Origin of the sequence: Shewanella psychrotolerans, from assembly GCF_019457595.1 — a bacterium.
GTDB lineage: Bacteria > Pseudomonadota > Gammaproteobacteria > Enterobacterales > Shewanellaceae > Shewanella > Shewanella psychrotolerans.
Genome location: NZ_CP080419.1, coordinates 3,752,129 through 3,774,977 on the forward strand (window position 1 = coordinate 3,752,129; position 22,849 = coordinate 3,774,977).

Genomic DNA, 22,849 nt, shown 5'->3' on the forward strand with positions numbered 1-22,849 from the left:
AGTGACTTGGAATTGGATATGGCAATTTATCTTGTAATAGCCAAGATCACCATAGCAACAACATATTTATTGACGATGACAACCGATAAACTGATGTAGCGAAACCGCGTTAATCAATACGCGCTATTTCGCTGGAAAGTCAAAAACATGAAAGATAAACAAACTAAGTTCAGATTAAATAGGAAGATTAACGCGAACAACGTCCTGTAAAAGGAGAGATCTCATTTCTTATTGAACAAAACAGGCCAAAAAAGAGCGACCCGAAGGCCGCTCAAATCACAAGAGTTAAACTCTATATTTTAGAATGTTGCTGTGAACACCTCTGAACACAAGCTGTTCTCAGTTTGACAAATTTGATACTCAACCGATGTCGCTGCATCGCTAAAGCGATCGCGGTAGTTGCCATCGTTACTTGTCGTTGCGATAGCGGCTCCATCGCGATAAATAACAACAGAACTTCCCGCTGCACCGCTCCAGTTTAAGTCAACTAAAGCACTACCACGACGAGAAAGCTTCGCGCGAGTCACACCTGCAGTAATACTGTGCTCAAACACTTCAACCAGCATATCTGTGGTACTGTGATTGCCTTCAGCATCTGTTGCTGTCATTGAGACGGTGTAAGCACCAGCAGTAGCATAAGCGTAAGTAGGGTTCATCTCTGATGACGTTGAACCATCACCAAAGTCCCAGCTATAGCTAACAATGTCATCGTTCATATCACGACTTAAATTAGTGAAAGCGACCGACAAACCATCAACGGTATAGCTAAAGTCAGCGACAGGTGCAGCAGGTGCAGCTTCGCCAACACCTGAGATAACCAAGCCCCAACTATTTAGTGTACCTCTATCAGGGCCAACATGATCGCTAACCGATAACGTCCAAGTACCTGTTGCCATCTCGCCATTAAAGGCTGACAGATCCCAGCTCTTGACGATATCGTCTGCACTATCGCCGTCACGATTATGCAGTGTAACTTCCGTTCCCGCAGGAGAAGTCAGCGTTACCACTAAATCACCGATCCAGGTATGAGAGATATCGACATCGGCATTCACGCCGAAGACTTGAACATCATCAACCACTACAATAGTGCTGGTAATGCCGTTGGTATCGCCGTCAGGAATAGCGACTGAAGCATCATTACCATAATTGAAGTCTTGAATGCCTTCAGGTAAAACGGTCAAGGAAACAGATTTACTCCTCAATGTTGCACCATCATCACCTGTCACGGTAATGGTATAGTCACCCCACAACGCTGCACTGTCGGTCGCAACATTAACAGTAAAACTGTCACCCGCCATAGCACTATGAGTCGATAAACTTACACCGGCAAGCGCAGGATTAACCTCGACACTTAGTGCAACGCTAGCATCCCAACCAGCAACGCTGCCGACACTAAAGTCATAACTTGTCGCACTACCAGCTTCGATTGTTTGCATCCTCGGCGTAACATTAAAGCGATAGCCTGGTGATGGATCGGCCACATCAAGAGCATTAGCGACATTAAGTCGAGTACCAGCAACGGTTTTCCCCGTCAAAGCAGCATTCGAATCACCTGAATCCATCAACAGCTGTTTCATCTCAACAGGGGACAAATCGGGATTGATAGACCACACCAATGCTGCTGCCCCCGTCATATGCGGAGTCGCCATAGAGGTGCCCGAATAGGTCGCATAACTATTGCCTGGGGTGGTAGATAAAATCGCTGAACCTGGCGCGCCCATATCGACACTTGTTAGACCCCACTGTGAAAAGGTAGACATATTGTCATCGCGATCGGTACTGGCTATAGACATGACAACATCTGAGTCATAGCTAGATGGATAATGTGGCTCAACATCATTATCTACCGCGTCATTACCCGCGGCAGCAAAGAACAAAATGCCAGCTTCACCCGCAGATTCAATCGAATCTTTAAGCGCTTGGCTAAATCCACCGCCCCCCCAAGAATTATTCGTCGCCTTAATATTTACACCATGATTAACTTTTAAATCAGTCATGTAATCGATACATGCGATAGCACCTTCTGTAGAACCTGAAGCACCCGCATCAAGGAACTGGCAACTAACGATAGTCACGTCCCAGTTAACGCCGACAACACCGACACCATTATTACCTTTAGCACCAATGGTTCCAGACACATGAGTCCCATGACTGTTGCTATCCATTGGGTCGCCGTCATTATTCAACGCACTGAATCCGTGAATATCATCAATGACACCGTTACCATCGTCATCAATACCATTACCAGGGATTTCGTTAGGGTTGGTCCAAATATTTCCTTGTAGATCGGGGTGGTTATAATCGACACCACTATCGATGACACCAATCACAACTGAACTGTTACCGGTTGTCACATCCCACGCTTCGACAGCATCAATATCGGCATCTGCTGTACCGCCATCTTGGCCTGTATTATTCATGCCCCACAATGAAACAAAATCAGGGTCATCAGGCGCTCCTGCAGCCTTAATGACATAGTTAGGCTCGGCATATTTAACCGCAGGGTGACGGCTGATCACTTTAATTGCCTGCTCAACGTCAGAGCCTGCACGAAGCGACAATCTCGCCAATTTACCGTTGAGAAGGTTTGAGAAGCGATCATCAACACCATCTGCATTCATGTCGCGTATTGAGCCTCGAACTAAGCGCTGTGCTGCCGCTCGCTCACTTTTAGTGGCGTTATCTTTATAAACGACAATAAGAGAATCTTTAACAAATTCATGCTGTATTGGGCCTTTTGCCTGAACCGGTGTCGATGAGACCGCGATAATACCGGCGATAGCCGAGGCTAGTGGTGTTAATTTCTTAAACATAGATAGGTTTCCTGTTAGTCCTTTAAATTTCCTAAACCGGTACTCCATACACCAGTACTACCATTAGACAACTGCTAAGCGACAAAATGACAAAGTGAACATCCGGCAACTCTAAACCCAAGAATTGTTGCCACAGAGCATCGACTTTGAAAAGAAAACAACAACACTTCAACACTTAACTACTAGTAACATTGGATTAGCCCGAAAATGATATAAACCACCCAAACGCCATAAACACCAATAAATTCATAATCAAAGCAAAATAACTTTGTCTTTTATCCACTCATGACATTTAAGAATAAATAGACCTTCTTCTGATTGCGGCAAAAAGACACCACTGTAACTTGGACGTACTAGCTGATGAACACACAGTGATAGTTGCTCATCAGGTAGCTGTAATTTAGAAGGCTTAGCATTAGCTAATCAAAAATCTAAATTACTCAGCAATGAAGGAGCGTTAGGTGTCAACTTTAAAAGCAATGGGAGTCATAGTCGCGCTAAGCATCTTTTCCGCCCCTAATCAGGCGGAAGAGTTAATTGATGGTGCAAATGGACTCCCCATAACACTGCAAACACTTCTGGAAGGTTCTGGGCGAGAAAATGTCATCAATCTATTTCAATTAGGCACTCTAAATCATGCCAACTTGAGTCAATCAGGAGCAGGAAATGGAACAAGCTTAATTCAAATGGGTAGTAGCAATCACGCTGAAATTATCCAGTACGGCGAAGATAATGAAGTAGAACTTTTACAGGCTGGGATTAATAACTTTGCCGATATAACTCAAGTCGGTAATGACAATTTAGTACAGATTAACCAACTTGGAAGTGCCAGTTTTTCAATCGAACAGATTGCAGATGGTGCCGCAATCACAATAACTCAGTATTAAACAAGGAGCGTCTAATGAAATCGCAAACGACTAAAACACTCATCGCAATAGCAATAACAGCAAGCTTAGGAATTAGTGGTAACGCTATGGCTGGTTCACAAAATAGCGCAACAATCACTCAAATCATTGATAGCCCTAATCCTGCAGTGGGTCAAGAAGCAACAGTTTACCAAACGGGCTTACTTAATCAGGCAGATGTAACCCAAGTTGGTGATGATCAGACTGCGACCATATTGCAAGACGGGGTATGGCATGAAGCTTATGTCGATTCAAACGGTCAAACTAACAGTGTTGAAATCGTTCAAACTGATGATTGGCACGTAAGCACAACCAATATCAATGGTAATGGCAACGAAGCTACTGTAGCGCAATTCAATTATTTCAACACAAGCACAATTGATATCACAGGCGATACCAATAGCGCTGATATAATGCAAGATGGCGAACAAAACGAAGCCGTGGTGGAATTACTTGGTGATGAAAACACTACTGAAGTGACTCAAGAAGGCAACGGAAACTTCGGTGTATTCCGCGTAGAAGGTGACAATAACGATGGCCTCATCACCCAGATTGGCGATAATAACACCGCCGGTATGGTGTCACTCGATATCACGCCTAACATTGGTAATAACAACGATGTTGAAGTGTATCAAGAAGGGAGTAGCAATTTAGGGGCTGTTAAAGGTGTTGCCGGCGACAATAATAACTTTGTTGTGACTCAGGTTGGCGATAGTAATACTGGCTTTGTCTATGCGCTGACAGGCTCTGATAATGAAATCTCACTAGACCAAACAGGAAACACTAACACTGCTTACCTTGCATTTACCGATGGCAATGACAACGATGTTGAAATTATCCAAGATGGCAATAACAATACCATTGGTGACACGCTAACAGCTGAAATTGAAGGTGACGATAACACGATTGATATAGAGCAAGAAGGTAATTACAACGGCGCTGAGTTCCAAGTTTTCGGTAGCGAGAACGATATAGATCTTGATCAGGAAGGCAACTCTAATTTCGCAACATTTGGTGCTTATGGCGACGACAACGACATCGACCTAAGCTCTGATGGCGATATGAATACCACAGTGGCATTTACTACGGGTGATGACAACGACATCGAAATTGCTCAAGAGGGTGACAAAAACTATGGTTATGTTGACATCGAGGGTAATGACAATGAAGTTGATGTCGAGCAAGATGGTGGTGACAATGAATCATTAGTCACTATTGTTGGTTTTGATAATACCAATGTAGAGACAACACAAGTCGGTGATTTAAACCTTATTGACCTTATCATCGTTGGCGATGAAAATAGCGCCATGATAGAACAAACAGGCGAGCGCAACTGGGTTGGTGGTGAAGAGGAACCAGCATTCAGAGTCGATGGTTCTGATAACACCCTAATCATTGCTCAATCGGGTAACGATAACTTAGTCATGGGTTCTCAAATTGGCGATAGCAACACTATCTCAGTGACGCAAACAGGCGACTACAACACTGCGACAGTAATGCAAAACTAAATCAAAGTTACAATGTAAAAAGGGAGCTTAGCTCCCTTTTTTGCTTTTTATGAACACAGTTCAAACTGACTTTGATAAGTCTGTGCCCACCTTAAAAGCTCAACTCGATTACGTGATTGTGTCTTTCTAAAGATAGAGGAAATATGAGCTTTTACCGTATGCTCACTGATGCAAAGTTGATGTGCAATCTCCTTGTTTCGCGCACCACTTGATACCAACTGAATAATCACCCGCTCTCGACCCGTTAACATCTGCAGCATAGCAATCGTATCTTGATCGCAATCTGTTTGATTATCTAATCGTTTAACCAAATGATTAAAAGTATTACTCAATAACGCTCTTTCGTACCAAAGTTCATTAGCCACCATTTTCCGCAACCCGGTTAATAGCAAATCCATCCCCTGATCGGTATACAAAAGACCCTTAACACCTAATAACAAAGCTGCTTGAGGATCTAAGGTGTTACGCTCCACCTGATAAAGGGCGATAGGCGCCTGATTGATTAATCTCGAGGCCAACAAAGGGATACCTTTACTGTCTAATGCTGTCCCCTTTTGAGCCACGAGAAAAAGGCGGTTACACTCCTTCGTTATGATCAAGTCTGATGGTTTTTTCACCACAACAGTTTTCAAGCCTATTGAGTCCGCTAATATAGCGAGGTGACACGGGGCTGAAACTTGATGAATAAACACTAACTCATCGATATTGTTCATTGATCTCTCTCCCTGAATCAAATATTTCTATCTCTGCTAATGCGGTAATTGTTTTTATCTTGCAATGAACTATCTATGGATAATAAATAGGCTCTTCCTAGCCTCAATCTTATCCAAATAGCCCATAAACCTATGGTAAAAACATCGTTGAAAGACCAACAGAGCCATATTTGTAACAAATGGGTTTTGCTCTTCTGAAAAATCACACTGCAATGCGAACAATATTAATACAATATTTGTGTCAGCACTATCTACAAACAAAGCATTTATTAGACGAAAGCTGCACAAAATAAGGACTAAAAAATATAATACACTTAAAAATAGTAAAATAGATGACAAAAAGGCTAGCGCTTCTAGCCTTTTAAATCTGCACTACAACATCGATTTCTCTGTGAGAAATAAACTCAACCTTCAGATACCTCAATAGGTTCAGCGGGACTCCAATACCCCATTTTTATCCCCTTATCAACCAGTTCAGATACAGCTAATTCAATGGCTTGAAGCACGCAAAATTGCACAGGCTCGTTAGTTGTAAAACCGACTTCAGCTTCAGCAAGTCTATTTAGACTCGTAAAACGCATTAAACCTGCCCGCATCTCCTGTGAAAAAACTTTCTTGCTGGTGGATATTGACATCATGACTTTTCCTGTATGCACATCAACAGCCCGCAAATAAATAGTAACTTGGTCCTCGCGATACATCTCAGAAGCGCCTATGCCATAGTACTCAACACCCGTGCCTCCTGTGCTGATATTTGTTTCATAACTAATAATCCCACCCTCTAATAACAGCCTTGCATTAGTCAGTTGAGGGACGTCATCAGTTTTGGAGCTACCCGGCTGTTTTTTAGTTATCTTTCGTTCAGTTAATAAGTTTTGCAACCCTTCCCTTTCCACCGGTGTAAACCATTTAGAATCGAGTAAGGTTTGCACCAACATAGATGTAGCACCTTGAGTAACTGCAGTAGAAAATGAACTAACATTTTGCTGAGGTTTATATTGCCCTGTTTGATCTCTAAATGAGTACACTGCAACAGGAATGGGATACTTAGGGCCAGGCTTTGCCATCAGCGATTGCATTGTATCGCTAATAGGATTGAGTTGAGCCTCACTGATATTCAACTCTGGTTTAGGAACCAAACTGCAAGCAGACAAACACACTAGTGATGCCAAAGCTATTATCTTTTTCATCACTTACCCTCCGTATGTCGGCATTTCAATAACGGTCACTTCACCTGTCAGCAAGTTAGTGATAGTTAACATTACCCCACCACCAATAGAAGCGACTTCAATTCTAAAATCACCGGTATCATAAGTTCCATCGGTGATTTCACCGTTAGCCACACCTCTAGTAATCGTATTCAAGATATTGCGCTCTAACGACTCTTTAAAACGGGTAACGAAATCTTTCTCATTACTTTCCGCTGTATGATCATTTTGCGCATTAGCTTTATTTAATAAATAAGAGCCATTAAGCGCTGAACCACCAAAACTCGGATTGATTGGTGTATAGACCAACTCAGTACCATGGGTAGCAAAAGCCATAAAAACTGCAGTGATAATTAACATCCTGTTTTTCATTATATCTTCCTAATATCCATCTGATTCATCAGCGAACTCACCAGTAATAGCATTGGCTCTAACCTGGGCAAGATGATCTATTGTCAACAAAATGGCCTGTTCAGCTCTTTCTTTTATCGGGCTAGCTCTACGTCCAAAATGGGTTTTATAAATTGTTACCCCATTAACTTCTAACGTTAGCAGCGTTCCAGCTTGAGGGAATACAGTCTCGAAAAGAGTGACATTGAATCCTTGAGTAAAAGGCAGATCACGCCAATAACTTGAGTAGTAAAAACCAAAGTCTTTACCAAAACGAGTTAACGTCCTATCAATCACTAAGCCACTGATATCAATATCACTATCTTCGGCACTTAATGGCAGCGAGCAACAGCATAAAACTACCAATGCACAAATATTTAACCGCATAACAATCGCACCTATTTAATCCATAACCGATGCAGAATAAATCAACTGAAAACGATATCTTCCATCACAAAGTACTGGTTAACAATAACCAGTACGATTTAGTAGAACAAAGCTAACAGCAATTGGTGTTTTTGGGCAGTGATACCGCAGCAGAGAATGAAGGGATTAGTAAATGTAGAAAAAAGGAGTAATACTTTTGGGTAATAGCGATTTATGGATTTTTAGACGAATAAAAGTGTCAGAAAAAGAAAAACCCAATCAAATGACTGGGTTTAGGGTACTCATACTAGTTAATCTTACATAACTATAATAACTGGGATCTAAAACGGGATATCGTCATCCCAACCATCATCCAAATCTGGCGTAAAGTTTTGCTGTGGCTGCGGCGCTGGACGTTGCTGCGGAGCTTGCTGCTGCGGAGCAGCTTGAGGCTTAGGTGCATAAGCTGGCGCTGATTGCTGCTGTGGTGCTCCGTATCCTTGCTGTGATGCAGGTGCAGCTTGCTGTTGTGGCGCATAACCTTGTTGAGTAGCGGGTTGTGCGGCAGGACGAGGAGCTGGCGCAGTTTGAGCTTGCGGTGCATATTGGTTTTGCTGTGGCGCATAACCACCTGCACTTTGGCCCATACCACCTTGCTGCTGACCACCTTGACCACGGCTGTCTAGCATCTGCATCTCACTGGCGTTGATCTCAGTTTTGTAACGATCTTGCCCAGTTTGCTGATCTTGCCACTTGCTAGTCTGCAGTTTACCTTCGAGATAAACTTTAGAACCTTTCTTTAGGTATTCACCTGCGATTTCAGCTAAGCGACGATACATTACAATATTGTGCCACTCTGTACGCTCTTGCACCTGACCTTGCTGGTCTTTCCAAGACTCACTGGTCGCCACTGTAAAGTTGGCTACGGCATTGCCATTTGGCATGTAGCGTACTTCAGGGTCTTTCCCTAAGTTACCGACCAAAATTACTTTATTGACACCACGACTGGCCATTGAAATCTCCTGCGATATTCTTACAAATCTAATATAAATACTGCTTAACGGGTGAGGTCAACTCAAGTCCCAAACAGTTAATTGACAGAGCCTAACACAGCTCGCGCTTGTCTCAAATCGAAATGCTCATCAACTTTCAAATAAGCGACTTTCTCTTCAAGAACAACAATAGCCTCTGCGACACCAGGGAGCTGTGACAGCTCTGTAACCATGTTTCTAGCTTGCTCTTTACCTTCAACCTTGGCTTCTAATGTGTAGCTCTTTAACAACACAGGATTTTCCATTCCGAGCGTCAACACTAACCAAATAAACATTAAGCCTAAGGCGACAGCAAATACCCCTGCTGCACCGACTAATTGATAGGCACCGCCACCGAGTAATCCGCCACAAAACGCCCCTAAAAATTGGCTAGTCGAATACACTCCCATAGCTGAGCCTTTATCCCCTACCGGACAAAATTTAGCAATCAAGCTCGGCAATGAGGCTTCAAGATAGTTAAATCCAGTAAAAAACAGCACAATCGCAGCGCTTAGCACCACTAAGCTATTAGCAAATAACGCCATTGAAGCGAGCGCTGCCATCATGATTAACAGGGCAATTTGAAAGGTAGCCTTAGTGTTTTTCTTTTTCACGCCAATGATGATCAGCGGCACCATAAGGAAAAAGGCACCCACAAAAGCAGGAAAATAGAGCATCCAGTGCTTTTCTTTGACTAAGCCGGCATCGACTAAGTCCAGTGGTAATGCGACAAATACCGCGGTTAACACCAAATGCAAAATAAAAATACCTGCATCTAACCTAATCAATTGCGGATCTTTGAGCATGGCTTTAAGTTTAGCCGGCGCGGCAACCGTGTCGCCTTTCGGTGCTTGGCTAATTGGGTTAGGCACCAGCAACTGTACAATCACCATGCCTAACAGCGCTAAACCCGCCGTCATGGCAAACAAGCCAGATAGACCAAGATGCTGCGCGACAATGGGGCCGACCAACAGCGAAAGCGCAAAGGAGAAACCGATACACATACCGATAATCGCCATCACTTTTGTGCGCTGTTCATCGCGAGTTAAATCGGCAGCTAAGGCTAACACGGCCGCAGCAATTGCGCCCATTCCCTGCATGGCCCGCCCTAAAACCACCCCATAAATAGAATCAGCCATCGCCGCAACGACGCTACCGACAGCAAACATTAGCAATCCGATTAAAATAATGGGCTTACGACCATATTTATCAGACAGAATCCCCATAGGGATCTGCAATACCGCCTGAGTTAACCCATATGCACCAATAGCAATCCCCACCCATAACGGTGAAAATCCCTCTAAGTGTTGCCCATAAAGTGCGAAGACAGGCATGATCATAAATAAGCCCATCATTCGCAAACCAAAGACACTGGCTAAAGAAAATGCGACTTTTTGCTCAGTCTTAGACAGTCCATTATTGGCCATTTTTCGCCCTGATCTGAATTCATAAATAAGTCGAGCATGTTATCACGAAGATTAGATTCAGCTCAAAAAGAAAAAATGAAAGATGCGATATATATGCAAGATTATCTTAATGCTTTAGCGGCAAACAAGATGTTAGTAGTCAATCTTCTAATAGAGGCTTTTCTATGACCTGCTTCAAATTTTATGCGATAATCAGCCTCTTTTTTATTCGGCCAATCAGAGAGACAGATGGACAAGATTGAAGTTCGTGGCGCCCGCACCCACAATCTAAAAAACATCAACCTGACAATCCCAAGGGACAAGTTGATCGTGATCACTGGCCTATCGGGCTCAGGTAAATCATCATTAGCCTTCGATACCCTATATGCCGAGGGGCAGCGTCGTTACGTCGAGTCACTTTCTGCCTACGCTCGTCAGTTTTTAAGCTTGATGGAGAAACCCGATGTCGATCATATTGAAGGTTTAAGCCCTGCGATCTCTATCGAACAGAAATCCACCTCTCACAATCCACGCTCTACCGTGGGTACTATTACCGAAATTTATGATTATTTAAGATTGTTGTTTGCCCGCGTCGGCGAACCAAGATGTCCAACTCATAATCAACCTCTAGCGGCACAAACCATTAGCCAAATGGTTGATAAAGTATTAGAAATGCCAGAAGGCAGCCGCCTAATGCTATTGGCACCAGTGATTAACGATCGCAAAGGAGAGCATGTAAAACTGCTCGATAGCCTTTCGGCACAAGGTTTTATCCGTGCCCGTATCGATGGCGAGGTGTGTGATCTTTCCGACCCACCAACCCTCGAGCTGCACGTTAAGCACACCATCGAGGTTGTCGTCGATCGTTTCAAGGTGCGTGATGATATTACTCAGCGTTTAGCGGAATCATTCGAAACAGCACTAGAGCTTTCTGGTGGTATCGCCACTGTCGCCTCTATGGATGGCGATATTGAAGAGCTGCTCTTTTCGGCCAACTTTGCCTGCCCACACTGCGGTTACTCTATGGCGGAACTCGAGCCACGCATATTTTCATTTAATAATCCGGCTGGCGCCTGCCAAACCTGTGACGGCTTAGGTGTGCAGCAGTTTTTTGATGCCGACAGAGTGATCACTAACACCGAGCTATCCCTTGCTGGCGGAGCGATACGCGGTTGGGATCGACGTAATTTCTATTACTTTCAGATGCTCAGTTCATTGGCCGAACATTATAAGTTTGATGTTGAAGTGCCCTATGAGCAACTTAGCGATAAAGTGCGCCAAATTGTGCTTCATGGTTCAGGCAAAGAAAGCATCGCGTTTAAGTACATCAACGATCGCGGCGATGTCGTGGTACGTAACCACCCTTTCGAGGGGATCTTAAATAATATGGACAGGCGCTATCGTGAAACCGAATCTAATTCAGTTCGCGAAGAGTTAGCCAAGTATATTAATACTCAGGCCTGTAAAAGCTGTGGAGGCTCACGTCTACGTGAAGAGGCGCGTAATGTCTTTATCGAAGACCTTAATCTACCAAAGCTGACCGAGTGGTCTATTGGCGAGGCGATGAGCTATTTTGAACAGCTATCCCTCACGGGACAGCGCGCTCAGATCGCCGAAAAGATCTTAAAAGAGGTGCGCGATCGCTTAGGCTTCTTGGTCAATGTCGGGCTTAACTATTTGAGCCTGTCTCGCTCTGCTGACACCTTGTCTGGCGGAGAGGCACAGCGTATTCGTCTAGCCAGCCAGATTGGCGCAGGTCTTGTCGGCGTGATGTATGTTCTCGACGAACCCTCCATTGGCCTGCATCAACGTGATAACGAACGCTTACTGCAAACCCTGATTCACTTAAGGGATCTGGGAAATACCGTTATTGTAGTGGAGCACGATGAAGACGCCATACGCATGGCGGATCACATTATCGATATCGGTCCAGGCGCGGGGATTCATGGTGGCGAGGTGATTTGTGATGGCTCCTTAGATGACATCATCAGCTGTAAAGACTCAGTAACTGGACAATATATCTCTGGCACTAAACAGATCCACATCAGCGAAACGCCAGCACAATATAACCCTGAGCAAGTCATCGAGCTGTTTGGCGCTACGGGTAACAACTTGAAGAACGTTGATTTAACCATACCAGTAGGCCTATTTACCTGTGTAACGGGCGTGTCAGGCTCAGGTAAATCAACGCTTATCAACGATACATTTTATAAGATTGCTCATCGTCAGCTCAATGGTGCTACCGTCGATGAACCCGCCCCTTATAAGCGAATAGAGGGGATGGATCATTGCGATAAAGTGGTCGATATCGATCAAAGCCCCATCGGTCGTACACCGCGATCGAATCCGGCAACTTATACCGGTATCTTTACCCCTATTCGTGAGCTGTTCGCCGCCACACAAGAAGCCAGAACCCGTGGCTATAAACCGGGGCGTTTCTCTTTTAACGTAAAAGGTGGACGCTGTGAGGCATGTCAGGGCGATGGTCTGATCAAAGTTGAGATGCACTTCCTACCGGATGTCTATGTACCGTGCGATAGCTGTAAGAGTAAACGCTATAATCGTGAAACCTTAGAGGTTCGTTATAAGGGCAAGAATATTCACGAAGTGTTAGAGATGACCGTTGAGGAAGCGCGAGAGTTCTTCGATGCCGTACCGGCCATAGCCCGTAAGCTACAAACCTTAATGGAAGTTGGCCTCTCTTATATCGGCCTTGGCCAGAGTGCAACCACGCTATCAGGCGGTGAAGCACAACGGGTCAAACTGGCTAAAGAGCTGTCAAAACGCGACACAGGCAAAACCTTGTATATCTTAGATGAGCCGACGACAGGCTTACACTTCGCCGATATTCAGCTATTGCTAGATGTCTTGCATCGCCTTAAGGCCCACGGTAATACCATCGTAGTGATTGAACACAATCTCGATGTGATCAAAACCGCTGATTGGATCATCGATCTGGGTCCTGAAGGTGGTTCTGGTGGCGGCACTATTTTGGTCAGTGGTACGCCCAAGCAGGTTGCCGAGCACCCAACATCGCACACTGCACGCTTCCTTAAGCCGCTGCTGCAAGCTTAATATCGTTAGGTATTGAGCGTCTTAAAAAAGCCAGAGTGGTACTTAATACCGCTCTGGCTTTTTACTTTCTTTATCTTGCGTTTGCTTTCTTTATCTGACAACTAAATGTAGGTTAACTGTTACCGCCCAATAATGACTCGCTTTCAATGGCATTGATCGATTATCAAAAAATAGTCAATTCATTAAATCCAGCCTTGCTCACCATACTTGCAGCTTTGACTGTGATTGTTGGCTGCTCAAGCTCATCATCACAATGCGGCGAGCCATACACCCTAACTTGGACAGATCAACTGCAATTAGCCGCAGATATTGAAACCTTAAGTTCGCCCGATTTTGAAGGCCGAAAAACCGCGACTACGGGAGCGACTCGCTCTCGCGCTTACATTGTTGAACGTATGCAACAGGCTAAATTAGCCCCGTGGAACCAAAGCTACGAGCAAGGTTTCGATTATGATTATCAATTTGGTCGTCGCCATGGCGTTAATATTATCGGTATGCATCAAGCAGCAATCCCCAGCGAAAAATGGCGAATAGTCGTGGCGCATTATGATCATTTAGGCAAAAAAGGTTATACATACTATCCTGGAGCCGATGACAACGCTTCAGGCGTCTCAGCGATGCTCGCACTAGCAGAATATGTGTCTACACAAGCATCAGTACAACCTCTTTCCACCAACCTGCTTTTTGTCGCAACCGACGCTGAAGAGCCAGGATTATACGGCAGCGAAGCATTAGTCGAACGGCTCTTGCAACACGATAGCGTGCCGACCAAACCACAAATTGAGTTAATGATAAATCTCGATATGATTGGCCGCCCAAGTCGGCGAAATCACATCTACATAGAAGGAAGACGTGGCTTTAATCAATTTGCACAACTCAAAGTGACCCTGCAACAAACTGTTGGGCTATGCATCAGGGCAAATCACCCACCCGAGGCGGGCAAATCGATTCAAAGGATTGATTGGTTAAGGGCATCGGATCATTATCCTTTCCATAAAGCCAATATCCCTTGGCTATACTTTGGTGTCCCACCACATCAGGACTATCACCAACCGAGTGATAAAGCCGCAAAGATAGATATGAATTTTCTAGCGGCTGTGACAGAAACAGCCTATCAACTGCTAGTTATTGACAGTTATCTCTTAAATAACCAACTAAAACAGTAAACAACTTTGTTTTTTTAGAACACTTAACTTATTGTTAATATTAGTTATCACCAACCAATTAATCAGTTAAACACTAAACATACAATCATAGTGGTGGAAAATTACATAACCTCTTGCTATAATGCTCGGCTTATTAAAGCAAATTTTGTTGCGGGAAGTCGACACGGGGTTGATTTTCTGTCTATAAATAAGTGCATTTTACTGCACTCTGTTATTCCACAAGGCTACAACCCATGTCATCCGAAGAAAGAACTTTCCGCGAACTCGGTCTATCCGAGCCTTTGTTGCGTGCTCTTGACGAGCTTGGTTACGAAAAACCAACACCAATTCAATCTGCTAGTATCGACCCTCTTATGGCCGGTAAAGATATTTTGGGTCAAGCGCAAACAGGTACTGGTAAAACCGGTGCTTTTGCACTTCCATTATTAAATGCTATCGATCCTACCTCAAACACACCACAAATTTTGGTGTTAGCCCCAACTCGTGAACTTGCGGTTCAGGTTGCAGAGGCATTTGGTAGCTACTCTAAATTCATGAAAGGTTTGCATGTACTGCCAATATACGGCGGCCAAAGCATGCATCAACAACTTAACGCACTTCGTCGTGGCCCACAGATCATTGTTGGTACACCAGGCCGAGTTATGGACCACATGCGTCGTGGCACTCTTAAATTAGAGTCACTAAAAGCAATGGTGCTTGATGAAGCTGATGAGATGCTAAAAATGGGCTTCATCGATGATATCGAATGGATCCTGGAGCATACGCCGAAGCAACGTCAACTCGCACTATTCTCAGCCACTATGCCTGAGCAAATTAAGCGTGTTGCTAACAAATATTTATCTGAGCCTGTACACGTTAAAATCGCTGCGACCACAACTACGGTTGAAACCATTGAACAGCGTTTTGTACAAGTATCACAGCACAACAAACTAGAAGCACTTGTGCGCGTTCTAGAAGTTGAAAAGACTGAAGGTATTATTATCTTCGTTCGTACTCGTAACAGTTGTGTTGAGCTAGCCGAGAAGCTAGAAGCTCGCGGTTATGCTTCATCACCGCTACATGGTGATATGAACCAGCAAGCACGTGAACGTGCGGTTGATCAGCTTAAACGTGGCAAGTTAGACATTATTATTGCTACTGACGTTGCGGCTCGTGGTCTTGACGTTGAGCGTATCGGACACGTAGTAAACTACGATATTCCATACGATACAGAAGCTTATGTTCACCGTATCGGCCGTACTGGTCGTGCTGGTCGTACAGGTATGGCGATTCTTTTTGTTACACACAGAGAGATGCGCATGCTGCGCACCATCGAACGTGCAACCAATAGCCGTATCTCACCAATGGACGTACCTAGCCCAGAGACAGTAACAGAGCGTCGTCTTTCTCGCTTAGGTGAGCAGATTTCTGAAGTGATTGCTAAAGATTCTTTAGACTTCATGAAAGGCGCTGTTGCACAACTATGTCAAGAGTTAGAAGTTGATACAGACGTACTTGCTGCGGCTTTGTTGCAACAAGTTCAGAAAGATCGCCCTCTGCAGCTACCTCCTATCAACGAGCGTCAGCGCGACAGAAGTGATGACCGTAGTTCGCGTGACCGTGGTGATCGTGCTCCTCGCGAACGTAGCCGTCGCGACTCACGTCCAACGCCGACCAACCTTGGTAAAGCTGATGCTCTAAAAGATAATCCTGACGTTAAGATGTGTCGCTATATTATCGATGTAGGTCGCGATCATGGTGTTGGAGTAGGTAACATTGTTGGCGCAGTAGCTAACGAAGCTAACATCGACAGTCGTTATATCGGTCAAATTCAACTATTTGATTCAATGACAGCAATTGACCTACCTGACGGTATGCCAAAAGATGTACTACAACACCTTAAGAAAGTGCGTGTTTGTGGTAAGCCACTAAACATTCGCGAAGCGGGTACTGAACAGCCTGCAAACAGTGGTGATGACAGTCGTCCACCACGTCGCCGCAAGCCAGCTGGCGACCGTAAACCACATCGCAAAGGTGGTAAAGACAACGCATAATCGCGTTATCTCTTGCCAATAAAAAAAAGCTGCATATTGCAGCTTTTTTTTATTCTCGTCATCTAGACAACAAGGCTATAAAACAGGCTCATCATCGCCTAATTCAACTTTATCGACACGCTGTAAGCCTCTTGGTAATTTAGCACCTCGACGACCACGTTCACCGCGATAATGTTCAAGATCACTCGCCTTTAAGGTGAGTTTACGCTTACCCGCCCATAACGTGACAGGGGTATCCTCTGGCACCACATGTAGGTGAGTCAATAGTTCTTCACGACTCTTAGCGCGCTCACTCGGGATGCCTATCACCTTGTTGCCCTTGCCTTTGGATAACTGCGGAAGCGCATCAACAGAAAACAGTAACATCCGACCTTCGTTGGTTATAGCCAGAATCGATTCATTACGAGATTTATCTACTCGCTTAGGTGGTAACACCTTGGCGTTTGCAGGCAAACTCAATAGCGCTTTACCCGCCTTATTACGCGATACCATATCTTTGTAATCACCAATAAAGCCATAGCCCGCATCTGAGGCAAGCAAATAGCAATGGCCATCTTCACCGATCAAGGCGTGCTCGATGGTTTCACCCGCAGAGAGCTGGAACCGAGTAGTTAATGGCTCACCTTGACTACGCGCTGATGGCAAGGTGTGCGTATCTGTTGCAAATGCACGTCCTGTACTGCCAATAAAGACGGTCGGATGATTACTTCGCCCTGACGCAGCACAAAGGAAACCATCACCCGCCTTATAAGATAAGGTTGTCGGATCGATATCGTGCCCTTTCGCGCAGCGTGCCCAACCTTTTTCAGATAATACGACTGTAACCGCTTCAGCAGGCATCAGCTCTTGTTCGGTCAACGCCTTAGATTCGCTGCGCTCGACCAGTGGCGAACGTCTATCATCACCATAGTTTTCAGCGTCTTGAGTTAACTCTTTTTTGATCAAAGTTTTCATACGGCGTTCTGAACTGAGGAGTAACTCCAATTTGTCACGCTCAGCTTCTAGTTCACTTTGTTCACTCTTGATTTTAAACTCTTCAAGCTTGGCCAAGTGACGTAGTTTTAGGTCAAGGATCGCATTAGCTTGCTCATCGGTCAGACTAAACCGCGACATCAACTCCGCTTTAGGCTCATCGTGGTAACGAATGATCTCAATCACTTCATCAATATTGAGAAAAGCGATCATCAAGGCATCAAGAATATGTAATCTCGCTAATACCTTATCGAGTCGATGTTCTAAACGACGCCTTACCGTAGTTAACCTAAATTCGAGCCATTCGGTAAGTAGCTGCTTAAGACCTTTAACCTGTGGACGACCATTGAGCCCTAGCACGTTGAGGTTGACGCGGAAATTCTTTTCCAGATCTGTGGTAGCAAATAGATGGGCCATCAATTGATCGCAATCAACCCGATTTGAACGCGGCACCACGACCATACGAACTGGACTTTCATGATCGGACTCGTCACGAAGATCGGCAACCATAGGCAGCTTCTTCGCCTGCATCTGCGCCGCTATCTGTTCTAAAATCTTGCCGCTACTTGCCTGATGAGGCAATGCGGTAATCACGATTTCTCCAGCTTCTATAGTGTAAACGGCGCGCGCTTTAATAGAGCCTCGACCCGTACTGTATATCTTAGCGATATCAGCCTTAGGTGTAATAATTTCGGCTTCAGTAGGGTAATCTGGCCCCGGCACCAACTCCATTATGCGTTCAAGTTCAGTCTTTGGGTTGTCTAACAGCTCGATGCAGGCACTAACCAACTCTCGGGCATTGTGAGGCGGCACATCTGTAGCCATGCCCACCGCAATACCTGTAATACCATTGAGTAAAATATGAGGCAAACGTGCAGGCAACACCAAAGGTTCTTTCATGGTGCCGTCAAAGTTAACGCCCCAATCGACGGTTCCCTGACCCAGCTCGGTTAATAAAACCTCTGAAAACTTAGATAAACGGGCTTCGGTATAACGCATTGCCGCGAATGACTTAGGATCATCGGGCGCCCCCCAGTTACCTTGACCATCGACTAATGGGTAGCGATAAGAGAAAGGCTGCGCCATCAGCACCATAGCTTCATAACAGGCACTATCACCATGGGGATGGTACTTACCCAAAACGTCACCCACAGTACGAGCTGACTTCTTGTGTTTCGATTGTGCAGAAAGCCCAAGCTCGCTCATTGCATAAATAATTCGACGTTGAACAGGCTTTAAACCATCACCGATGTGAGGCAACGCACGGTCCATAATAACGTACATTGAGTAATTAAGATAAGCTTCCTCAGTGAAACGTCTCAGTGGCATTTGCTCGACGCCATCGAGGCTTAAATCTATCGCATCACTCATTAGTTTTGATCCTGTTGTTCACTCGCTTCACTCTCTTCGGCAGTGTTCCCCTTATAAAATAAGCGATAAACATTGCCTTTCAAATCATCAGAAATATACATTGCACCATCAGGGGAGTTTAACAAACCGTAAGGTCTTGCCACCGGAAATTCACCATCAAGAAAACTGACTACGGTTTGACGATTAGTGATCTCATTATCTTCAATGGTCAACATCGTCACTTGGTAGCCAATTTTACTCGAGCGGTTCCATGAACCATTCTCGGCAACAAACATCTGATCATGGTATTTGTCAGGAAATTGCATGCCTCGATAAAATGCTAACCCCATAGGTGCAACATGGGCGGGTAGTTCAAAAACAGGCGGGATCGCCTTTAAGCTTTTAGGCTTTTCATAGGCTGGCTCAAGCACGGTAGTGGCGTGAATATAAGGAAAACCATAATGCGCGCCCACGCTATCAACTCGATTTATCTCATCGGGTGGCAGCCTATCACCCATCCAGTTGCGTCCTAAGTCGGCAAACCACAATTTATCATCTACTGGAGACCAATCAAATCCAGTGACGTGACGAACTCCAGTGGCGATTTGCTCACTACTCCCCGTGTCGATATCAATAGCAATAATACTGCCAAACGGCGCTTGAGGCTCACAGACATTGCATGGCGCACCGATAGCGACATAGAGACGACCATCAGGTCCAAAATGCATCGCTCGGTGACTCTTGTTGGGCTTACCAGGCAAGCGATCGTAGACCTCTTTACCGCGCCCTGGCCGACGTAAACGATTTTCAATATCGACGTAACGAATAATACGTTCCTCTTCGGCAACATAAAGATCACCGTTGTGGAACGCTAATGCTTCTGGATATTCAAGTCCCTTAGCGACGACATAGCGTTTATCAACCCGACCATCAGCATTGCTATCAACTAAAGCTTGGATCTCGCCCGATTTATGAGTACCGACAAATAGTGTGCCTTTATCTCCGAGCGCCATCTGCTTCGCGTCCCCTAAATCAGACGCATACAAAGATAAGCCAAACCCTTTAGTTACTGTGATCATAATGGGCTGACTCTCAGCTTTTGCTGCGACTGAAATAATCGATGCAACCAAGGTTATTAGGGCTAAAGAAAACCTACAACTCATTGTTTTATTGTTCATATTATTATTTTGAGTCAAATCATCTCTCACTACGTTTTTACTTAGTCGATTAAAAGGGCCAAATCACCTTTGGTCTCTAACCAAGTTTTTCGGTCTCCTGAACGCTTTTTGGCCAATAACATATCCATCAGCGCCATAGTATCATCACCATCTTCAATCGTTAACTGCACTAAACGACGAGTATTAGGATCCATTGTGGTTTCACGTAACTGCAATGGATTCATCTCACCCAAACCTTTAAAGCGAGTTACTTGAACTTTGCCTTTCTTTTTCTCCGCACTAATACGGTCCAAAATCCCCTGCTTCTCGTCTTCATCTAGCGCGTAAAAAACCTCTTTACCAATGTCGATTCGAAACAGTGGCGGCATCGCCACATAAATATGGCCTTTTTCCACTAATATTCTGTAATGCTGCACAAATAAAGCGCAAAGCAGGGTCGCAATATGCAGTCCATCGGAATCGGCATCCGCTAGAATACAAATTTTACCGTAGCGTAACTCTGATATATCGCTGCTGTCAGGATCGCAGCCAATGGCAACCGAAATGTCATGTACCTCTTGCGAGGCGAGTACCTGAGAAGCCTCAACTTCCCAAGTATTAAGAATTTTTCCTCTCAGTGGCATGATTGCCTGAAACTCGCGGTCTCGAGCCTGTTTCGCGCTACCACCAGCTGAATCACCCTCGACCAAAAATAGTTCGCCTCGCATCGGATCTTGACCACTACAATCGGTCAATTTGCCTGGCAGCGCAGGCCCAGAGGTTACCTTTTTCCGTGCGACCTTCTTCGCCGCTTTTAAACGCTTTTGGGCATTATTAATACACAGTTCAGCCAAAGCCTCAGCCTGCTCTGTATTGGTATTAAGCCATAGACTAAAGGCGTCACGGACGATACCCGATACAAATGCAGCACTTTGGCGACTGGATAGTTTCTCTTTAGTTTGCCCTGCAAACTGCGGATCTTGCATCTTAATCGATAAAATGAAACTACAGCGATCCCAAATATCCTCAGGTGACAACTTAATACCCCGAGGAATTAAATTGCGAAATTCACAGAACTCGCGCATGGCCTCTAGCAAGCCTTGTCGGAAACCATTGACATGAGTCCCGCCAAGGGGCGTTGGAATGAGGTTAACATAACTCTCGTTAAGATAGTCACCACCGTCGGGTAACCAAGTGATAGCCCAATCAACGGCTTCGGTGTTACCTTGCATCGTGCCAATAAAAGGCTCTTTAGGTAGCATCTCAGCACCATTAACCGACGCTTGTAAATAGTCAGTCAAGCCACTTTCATAAAACCACTCTTCGGTTTCACCAGACTGTTTATTCGAAAACTTAATCCGCAGCCCTGGACACAATACCGCTTTGGCGCGTAGCAAATAGATTAATTTGGGAATCGAAAAGTTAGGTGAATCAAAATAGCTGGCCGTTGGCCAAAAATGCACTCTGGTGCCTGTATTACGTCGACCGCAGGTGCCCGTGACGACTAAGTCTTCAACTTTATCACCGTGCTCAAATGCCATGTCGTAGACTTGGCCATTACGCCTAACCGTGATCTCTACGCGATTAGACAACGCGTTCACCACTGAGATCCCGACACCATGCAAGCCGCCAGAAAACTGATAGTTGTCATTCGAAAACTTACCACCGGCATGTAGCTTGGTTAAGATGAGCTCGACCCCAGAAATCCCCTCTTCAGGATGAATATCGACAGGCATACCACGACCATCATCGATAACTTCTAAAGAGTTATCCTTGTGAAGGATGACATCAATCTTGGTCGCATGGCCTGCCAACGCCTCATCAACACTGTTATCGATAACTTCTTGCCCTAAATGATTTGGACGAGAGGTATCGGTATACATGCCAGGTCTACGTTTTACAGGGTCGAGCCCATTGAGGACTTCAATTGAATCTGAGGTGTATTGGTTAGTCATAGCGCACACAATATATAGTTATTCAGGCCATGTTGCGGCCCTACATGTCTATTTGTCAAGAAACAGGAACTGGCAGATCCTATCCAACTGTTGTTCATAGCCAATAAAACTATGGTCACCACCCGCTTCAACCAGCAGCTGACAACAATGGTATTTATTCACTGCTTGCTTATAATCAAGCACTTCATCGCCTGATTGCAATAATACAAAAAAACGTTCAGGGTAAAAAATGACCTCGGTATTATAAAGTGCAACCTCTTGCTTATGCGCAGGCAACACCTCATAGGTTTCATCGGTATAGGGATTGTACTGTGGCCCCAAAAACTCATCAAACAACTCAAATGGTGTCACCGCGGGGTTAATTAGCACTGCCTTGCCACCGTAAGTTTCCGCTAAATAGCTAGCAAAATAGCCACCAAGTGACGACCCGATAAAATGAAGTGATTCACCTTTGGCTCTCTCTCGCTCAACAATATCGATAAGCAGTGCCATCGCATCTTTCGGCGCTGAGGGTAATTGAGGTTGGAAAAATGAGAGTTGTGGAAAATGGTTAGCAATATATTCGGCGGTGATCACCCCTTTCTCAGACTGAGGTGAGCTATTAAAACCATGGATATAAAGCAGCATATTTCCTCGATAACAGTTGTTGTCCGAATTGCGACAATTAAAATAGTGTTTTTACACTATCATCAAGTTGTGGCAGCCGATAAACCTATACTAAGTAGAATCAAATAAACCTTACCGCAAATAGGGATGCTAACATTGGCTGCACGATTAGCCAAATAAAGCTTTCAAGCTTGA

Annotated in this window: 16 protein-coding genes; 5 read left to right on the plus strand and 11 right to left on the minus strand. The window is 44.7% G+C overall.

Annotation, left to right across the window (positions count from 1 at the left end):
* Positions 1-299 precede the first annotated feature (299 nt).
* On the minus strand, positions 300-2,813 hold the full coding sequence (locus K0I62_RS16495) for a S8 family serine peptidase (protein ID WP_220069143.1): 2,514 nt from the start codon (positions 2,811-2,813) through the stop codon (positions 300-302).
* Positions 2,814-3,292: 479 nt separating this feature from the next.
* On the opposite strand from K0I62_RS16495, the gene K0I62_RS16500 reads away from it, so the two are divergent.
* Both K0I62_RS16500 and K0I62_RS16505 read left to right on the plus strand, forming a co-directional pair.
* Positions 3,293-3,700 (plus strand): curlin, encoded by a 408-nt coding sequence (locus K0I62_RS16500; protein ID WP_220071427.1) that lies wholly within the window; start codon positions 3,293-3,295, stop codon positions 3,698-3,700.
* A gap of 14 nt (positions 3,701-3,714) precedes the next feature.
* Entirely contained in the window at positions 3,715-5,226 is a 1,512-nt protein-coding gene (locus K0I62_RS16505; protein ID WP_220069144.1) for a curlin, read from the plus strand.
* 47 nt (positions 5,227-5,273) lie between these two features.
* On the opposite strand, the gene K0I62_RS16510 is transcribed toward K0I62_RS16505, so the two are convergent.
* The 6 genes from K0I62_RS16510 to K0I62_RS16535 form a co-directional block, all read right to left on the minus strand.
* Positions 5,274-5,939, minus strand: a complete 666-nt coding sequence (locus tag K0I62_RS16510) for a response regulator transcription factor (protein ID WP_220069145.1) — start codon at positions 5,937-5,939, stop codon at positions 5,274-5,276.
* Positions 5,940-6,343: 404 nt separating this feature from the next.
* Complete coding sequence (locus tag K0I62_RS16515; protein ID WP_220069146.1) at positions 6,344-7,129, minus strand: CsgG/HfaB family protein; 786 nt, start codon at positions 7,127-7,129, stop codon at positions 6,344-6,346.
* Between the two features lie 3 nt (positions 7,130-7,132).
* The gene (locus K0I62_RS16520; RefSeq protein WP_220069147.1) at positions 7,133-7,519 is read right to left on the minus strand and encodes a curli assembly protein CsgF; all 387 of its coding nucleotides are present in this window, start codon (positions 7,517-7,519) and stop codon (positions 7,133-7,135) included.
* 9 nt (positions 7,520-7,528) lie between these two features.
* Positions 7,529-7,924 (minus strand): curli production assembly/transport protein CsgE, encoded by a 396-nt coding sequence (locus tag K0I62_RS16525; protein WP_220069148.1) that lies wholly within the window; start codon positions 7,922-7,924, stop codon positions 7,529-7,531.
* A 320-nt stretch (positions 7,925-8,244) separates the two neighbouring features.
* Positions 8,245-8,916 (minus strand): single-stranded DNA-binding protein, encoded by a 672-nt coding sequence (locus K0I62_RS16530; RefSeq protein WP_220069149.1) that lies wholly within the window; start codon positions 8,914-8,916, stop codon positions 8,245-8,247.
* A 77-nt stretch (positions 8,917-8,993) separates the two neighbouring features.
* Positions 8,994-10,361 (minus strand): MFS transporter, encoded by a 1,368-nt coding sequence (locus K0I62_RS16535; RefSeq protein ID WP_220069150.1) that lies wholly within the window; start codon positions 10,359-10,361, stop codon positions 8,994-8,996.
* A gap of 228 nt (positions 10,362-10,589) precedes the next feature.
* Between K0I62_RS16535 and uvrA the strand changes: the two genes are divergently transcribed.
* The 3 genes from uvrA to K0I62_RS16550 all read left to right on the plus strand — a co-directional run bounded on the left by uvrA (position 10,590) and on the right by K0I62_RS16550 (position 16,614).
* A complete protein-coding gene (gene uvrA / locus K0I62_RS16540) occupies positions 10,590-13,415 on the plus strand; it encodes an excinuclease ABC subunit UvrA (protein WP_220069151.1) in 2,826 nt (941 codons plus the stop codon).
* Between the two features lie 146 nt (positions 13,416-13,561).
* The gene (locus K0I62_RS16545; protein ID WP_220069152.1) at positions 13,562-14,581 is read left to right on the plus strand and encodes a M28 family peptidase; all 1,020 of its coding nucleotides are present in this window, start codon (positions 13,562-13,564) and stop codon (positions 14,579-14,581) included.
* 233 nt (positions 14,582-14,814) lie between these two features.
* On the plus strand, positions 14,815-16,614 hold the full coding sequence (locus K0I62_RS16550; protein WP_220069153.1) for a DEAD/DEAH box helicase: 1,800 nt from the start codon (positions 14,815-14,817) through the stop codon (positions 16,612-16,614).
* A gap of 75 nt (positions 16,615-16,689) precedes the next feature.
* Here the strand turns inward: K0I62_RS16550 and parC are convergent, their stop codons facing one another.
* From parC to K0I62_RS16570, 4 genes are read right to left on the minus strand one after another with little or no spacing between them, the layout of a single operon-like run.
* A complete protein-coding gene (gene parC, locus K0I62_RS16555) occupies positions 16,690-18,957 on the minus strand; it encodes a DNA topoisomerase IV subunit A (RefSeq protein ID WP_220069154.1) in 2,268 nt (755 codons plus the stop codon).
* A complete protein-coding gene (locus tag K0I62_RS16560; protein WP_258405028.1) occupies positions 18,957-20,099 on the minus strand; it encodes a PQQ-dependent sugar dehydrogenase in 1,143 nt (380 codons plus the stop codon). Before K0I62_RS16560 ends, parC begins: the two co-directional genes overlap by 1 nt.
* Positions 20,100-20,155: 56 nt before the next feature.
* Entirely contained in the window at positions 20,156-22,048 is a 1,893-nt protein-coding gene (gene parE / locus K0I62_RS16565) for a DNA topoisomerase IV subunit B (RefSeq protein ID WP_220069156.1), read from the minus strand.
* Positions 22,049-22,096: 48 nt separating this feature from the next.
* Positions 22,097-22,675, minus strand: a complete 579-nt coding sequence (locus tag K0I62_RS16570) for a YqiA/YcfP family alpha/beta fold hydrolase (RefSeq protein ID WP_220069157.1) — start codon at positions 22,673-22,675, stop codon at positions 22,097-22,099.
* Between the last annotated feature and the right edge of the window lie 174 nt (positions 22,676-22,849).